Raw genomic sequence first — 5,501 nt, forward strand, 5'->3', positions numbered from 1 at the left:
AGTTGTGTATATGAGTGAGACCCTGGGACGAGGCGGCCTGGCCGCTCTCGAACCGCGGATATTCCAGGCTCCGCTCCGCGATTCCGCGATTGATCGCAGCCTGACGCCCCTGTCGGCGGCGCCGCGCGCTGGCGCCCGAATGCGAAGGCCCTGGCCCCGGTACCGGCTTTCGGCGTAGCCGGACGGCCATGTTCCATCTGATCTTCAGCCTCCCCTGCCTGTACGTCGTCACGCGGGTGCTCTGGCCGCTGCCGGGGCCGCCCGCCGCGAAGGCCGCCGTGGCGGTGCTGCTGCTCGTCGCCTCGCAGTACCACCTGTGGTGCCGCCTCTCCTCCGGCTCGGTGTTCGCACCCGAGTTCCCGCGTTGGCTGGTGGTGCTGTTCAACGGGGCCTTCGGCGCCATCCTGCTGCTCGCTGGGATGCAGATGGCGCTCGACGCCGCTGCGCTGGTCGCGTGGCCGTTCGGCGGCTGGGCGATCCCCGCTGCCTGCCGCTACGGGGCGGCCGCGCTCGCGCTGCTGCTGTCGGCTCTGGCGGTGCGGCAGGCCGTAGGAGTGCCGCCGCTCCTGGACGTCGAAGTGCGGATCGCGAACCTCCCCGACGCCTTCGACGGCTACACGCTTCTGCAGCTGACCGACCTCCACATCAGCCGGCTCTTCCCGGCCCCCTGGACCGAACAGGTGGTCGCGCGCTCCAACCGCCTCGGCGTGGACCTGGTCGTGATCACCGGCGACCTGATCGACGGCGCGCTGGCCTCGCGTCGCGCCGACGTGGCGCCGCTCGCCCGGCTCGGCGCGCCGGACGGCGTCTGGATCGTGCCCGGCAACCACGAGTACTTCTTCGACTACCCCGCCTGGATACGGCACGATGCCGAGCTCGGCATGCGGGTGCTCGCGAACCGGCACACGGTGCTGCGGCGCGGCGACGCCGCCCTGGTGCTCGCGGGCGTCACAGACCGTTCGGCGCCGCAGACCGGCCATCCGGGACCCGATCTCGACGCCGCGCTCGCGGGCGCGCCTCAGGGCGCCCCGATCATCCTCCTCGACCATCAGCCCAAGGGCGCGCGGGCGGCGGCCGCGCACGGCGTCGCGCTGCAGCTCTCCGGCCATACCCATGGCGGGATGATCGCCGGCTTCGACCGGCTGTTCGCCCGCGCCAACGGCGCCTTCGTCTCGGGCCGCTACGCGGTCGGCGGCATGATTCTCTACGTCAACAACGGCACCGGGCTCTGGCCTGGCTTCGCCCTGAGGCTCGGGCGCCCCTCCGAGCTGACGCGCATCACCCTGCGCCGGGGCGATGACACCGCCGACCCGGCGCCGACCCGATAAGTCGCGCTGAACGAGAGCGCTGCCGCCACGTCGGCGCCGTGGATCGCGTTGCGCGTCAAGCCAAGCGTGGCTTGCGTGCGAGCCGGACGACTGGGTATACCAGATACACGCCGGATGATCGTCCGACGCAAAAACAATAACCTAACTCTCAGGGATGAAATCATGCCGCGCCGAATCTTGATCCTCGGGGCATCTTACGGCTCGCTGCTTGCGACGAAGCTGTTGATGGCCGGTCACGACGTGACGCTCGTCTGTCGTCGGAAGACCGCGGATCTCATCAACAGCCAGGGCACCGAGGTGCGCATCAAGCTGCGCGACGAGGCCACGCACCGGGCGTTCCACTCGCGCGACCTGCCGGGCAAGGTCGACGCGATGCCGCCCGAAGACGTCGACGTGTCGCGCTACGACCTCGTCGGCTTGGCGATGCAGGAGCCGCAGTACAACAACCACACGATCCGTGTGCTGATGATCAAGATCGCCGCGGCCAAGCTGCCGTGCCTGTCGATCATGAACATGCCGCCGCTGCCCTATCTCGAGCGGATTCCGGCGCTGGCGAAGATGGACCTGCGCGAGGCCTACACCAATGCCGGCGTCTGGGACCGCTTCGAGCCGGGCCTGATGTCGCTGTGCTCGCCCGATCCGCAGGCGTTCCGCCCGCCGGACGAGCCCGCCAACGTCCTCCATGTCGGGCTGCCGACGAACTTCAAGGCGGCGACCTTCGCCGACCCCGAGCACAACAAACTGCTCCGGGAGCTGGAGGCGGGCATCGACGCGGTGCGGGTCGACGGGCACGACGTCCCCGTGAAGCTGAAGGTGTTCGATTCGCTGTTCGTGCCGCTGGCGAAGTGGTCGATGCTGCTCACCGGCAACTATCGCTGCATCACCCCCGAGGCCCCGCGCTCGATCCGCGATGCGGTGCACGGCGACCTCGATCGCTCGCGCGCGATCTACGAGCATGTCGACGCGCTGGCCCGCCGCCTCGGTGCCGACCCCGCCGACCAGGTGCCGTTCGAGAAGTACGCCAAGGCGGCCGAGGGCCTCCTGAAGCCGTCCTCGGCCGCCCGCGCGGTGGAGAGCGGCGCGCCCTACATCGAGCGCGTCGACCTGCTGCTCAAGCTGATCTCGCACCAGCTCGACATGCCCGAGGCCGAGATCGACCGCACGGTCGAGATCGTGGACCGCAAGCTCGACGAGCGCATCATCCCGGGCTGATTCCCGGAGCGGCGGGAGAGCGGGGACCATGTCGGAGGGATCGCCGACCCCGTTCATCCTGAACCGCCTCGACTTGAAGACGCTGCGCCTGTTCGCGGCGATCTGCGAGGAGGGCACGCTCAACGGCGCGGCGCGGCGGGCCGCGATCGCGCCGTCGGCCGTCAGCAAGCGCCTCGCCGAGCTGGAGCGGGCGCTGTGCTGCACGCTGCTCACCCGCGAGCCTAGGGGCATGCGCCCGACGCCGGCCGGCGAGACGCTGCTGCACCACACCCGCCGGATGCTCGGGTCGGCCGAGCAGATCGCCCTGGAACTCGCCGAGCACGCCAGCGGCCTGCGCGGCTTCGTCCGCGTGCTGGCGAACCTCTCGGCGATCGTGCAGTTCCTGCCGGAGGACCTGCAGGCCTTCCTGGCCGCCCAGGCCGGCATCGGCGTCGACCTGGAGGAGCGCCCGAGCGGCGGCGTGGTCGCCGGCGTCGAGGAAGGCGCCGCCGACCTCGGCATCTGCGCCGGCCGCACCGATCCGCGCTCGCTCAAGGCCTATCCGTATCGCGGCGACCGCCTCGTCCTCGTCGTGCCCGCCGGCCATCCCCTGGCCGGCCGAGACGCCCTCGCCTTCGCCGACACCCTCGACTACGACCATGTCGGCATGCACCGGGAAAGCTCGATCTACGGCACGCTCCGCGACGAGGCCCGGCGCCTCGGGCGGCCGCTGCGCCTGCGCGTCCACGTGCCGAGCTTCGACGCGATCTGCCGGATGGCGCAGGCCGGAATGGGGCTCGGCGTCGTGCCCGAGCGGGTCCACGCCCTGCTCGGGCCGCAGATGAACGTCGTCGCCGTGCCGCTCACCGACCCGTGGGCACGGCGGACGCTCAGCCTCGTCGTCCGGCCGGGCGCGCAATCGCCGGCGGCGGCTATGCTGTTCGACCACCTGCGGCTGACCGCGGACGCCTGAAGGGCAAGACCTGCGTTCGCGTTAAGAGAACGCAGGCTGGTACATCGCGTTTGGACACCCTGCGGCCGATCCCATACCGATCGGTCCAAAGACGATGGAGGGAACGCCGATGCCAGGACCGGTGCAAGCTTCGGCCAACGGCCCGCTCGACGGAATCCGGGTCCTCGAGCTCGGTCAGCTGATCGCGGCGCCGTTCGCCACCAAGATCCTCGGCGAGTTCGGTGCCGAAGTGATCAAGGTCGAGGCCCCGAAGGACGGCGACCCACTGCGCCGGTGGCGCAAGATGCACGAGGGCACGTCGCTCTGGTGGTACCTGCAGTCGCGCAACAAGAAGTCGATCGCGATCAACCTGAAGTCGCCCGATGGGCTCGACATCGTGAAGGACCTCGTGCGCAGCGCCGACGTGGTGGTCGAGAATTTCCGGCCCGGCGGACTGGAGAAGCTGGGCCTCGGCTGGGACGTGCTCTCCGAGCTAAACCCGAAGCTCGTGATGGTTCGCATCTCCGGCTACGGCCAGACCGGCCCCTACCGCGACCGGCCGGGCTTCGGCGCGATCGGCGAGTCGATGGGCGGCATCCGCTTCACCACCGGAAGCCCGGAAAGCCCACCCGCCCGCGTCGGGGTCAGCATCGGCGACACGCTGGCCTCGCTCCATGGCGTCATCGGCGCGCTGATGGCGCTGCTGCACGTGAAGACCGCCGGCGGCCAGGGCCAGGTCATCGACGTCTCGCTCGTGGAGAGCGTGTTCAACGTGATGGAGAGCCTGGTTCCGGAATACGACCTGCTCGGCGAAATCCGCACCCGGACCGGCGGGGCACTGCCCGGCATCACGCCCTCGAACACCTATCCGACCAAGGACGACGGCTTCGTCGTCGTCGCCGGCAACTCGGACCCGATCTTCCGGCGCCTGATGACAGCGATCGGCCGGCCGGACCTCGCCGACGACCCGGCGCTGCGCAACAACGACGGCCGCTCGAAGGTCGCCGGCATGCTCGACGGGGTGATCGCGGACTGGACCCGCGCGCGCAGCGTGGACGAGGCGCTGGCGGTGCTCGACGCGGCAGACGTGCCGGCGGGCCGGATCTACTCGGTGGCCGACATCGTCGCCGACCCGCACTACGCCGCCCGCGACATGATCCTCGACGCGGAGCTGCCCGGCGGCACGAAGGTGAAGATGCCCGGCATCGTGCCCAAGCTCTCCGGCACCCCCGGCGCGGTGCGCTGGCAGGGGCCGGCGCTCGGCGCCCACACCGATTCCGTGCTCGCCGACCTCGGCCGCGACACCGAGGCCATCGAGCGCCTGCGCCGCGAGGGAGCCGTGCAATGACGGGCGATGCCATGCTGATCCAGGAGGTCGCCACCCGCGACGGGTTCCAGATCGAGCCCCGCTACGTCGAAACCGCCGACAAGGTCGCGCTGGTCGACGCGCTCTCGGCCGCAGGCTTCTCGCGGATCGAGGTGTCGTCCTTCGTCTCGCCGAAGGCCGTGCCGGCGCTTCGCGACGCGGCTGAAGTCTTCGCCGGGATCGGCCGGCGGCCCGGCACCGTCTACGTCGCCCTGGTGCCGAACCCGAAGGGCGCCGAGCGGGCGCTCGCGGCCGGCGTCGGCGAGGTCAACCTCGTCGCCTCGGTGAGCGAGACCCACAACCGCGCCAACATGGGCATGACCCCGGAGGCCTCGATCGAGGGGTTCGCGCGGATCATGGAGACGGTGAAGGGCGCCCCCGTCTCGACCAACGCCACGGTGGCCACCGCCTTCGGCTGCCCGTTCGAGGGCGACCAGCCGACCGACAAAGTGATCGCCCAGGTCGAGCGCTACCTCGCCCTCGGGATCGGCGGCGTCACGCTCGCCGACACCACCGGCATGGCCAACCCGCGGCAAGTGGAACGCCTCGTCGCCCGCGCGCTGGCGATCGTGCCGGCGGAAAGGCTGACCCTGCACTTCCACAACACCCGCGGCCTCGGCCTCGCCAACGTGCTCGCGGCCTACGGCGCCGGCGCGCGCCGGTT

At 70.7% G+C, this 5,501-nt stretch carries 5 protein-coding genes; all 5 read left to right on the forward strand.

Annotation, left to right across the window (positions count from 1 at the left end):
- The first annotated feature begins 188 nt into the window (after positions 1–188).
- Positions 189–1,328, forward strand: a complete 1,140-nt coding sequence (locus FV222_RS15925; RefSeq protein WP_147815045.1) for a metallophosphoesterase — start codon at positions 189–191, stop codon at positions 1,326–1,328.
- Between the two features lie 162 nt (positions 1,329–1,490).
- A complete protein-coding gene (locus tag FV222_RS15930; RefSeq protein WP_147752076.1) occupies positions 1,491–2,540 on the forward strand; it encodes a 2-dehydropantoate 2-reductase N-terminal domain-containing protein in 1,050 nt (349 codons plus the stop codon).
- 28 nt (positions 2,541–2,568) lie between these two features.
- Positions 2,569–3,492 carry a LysR family transcriptional regulator gene (locus FV222_RS15935; protein ID WP_147815047.1) on the forward strand — a complete coding sequence of 308 codons (924 nt, stop codon included), beginning with the start codon at positions 2,569–2,571 and terminating at the stop codon, positions 3,490–3,492.
- 109 nt (positions 3,493–3,601) lie between these two features.
- Positions 3,602–4,819: a CaiB/BaiF CoA-transferase family protein gene (locus tag FV222_RS15940; protein WP_147815049.1), complete on the forward strand. Its 1,218-nt coding sequence runs from the start codon at positions 3,602–3,604 to the stop codon at positions 4,817–4,819.
- On the forward strand, positions 4,816–5,501 hold a 686-nt coding region (locus FV222_RS15945), incomplete at its 3' end, for a hydroxymethylglutaryl-CoA lyase (protein ID WP_147815051.1). The genes FV222_RS15940 and FV222_RS15945, both read left to right, overlap by 4 nt.

Source organism: Methylobacterium sp. WL103 (assembly GCF_008039885.1).
Taxonomy (GTDB): Bacteria; Pseudomonadota; Alphaproteobacteria; order Rhizobiales; family Beijerinckiaceae; genus Methylobacterium; species Methylobacterium cerastii.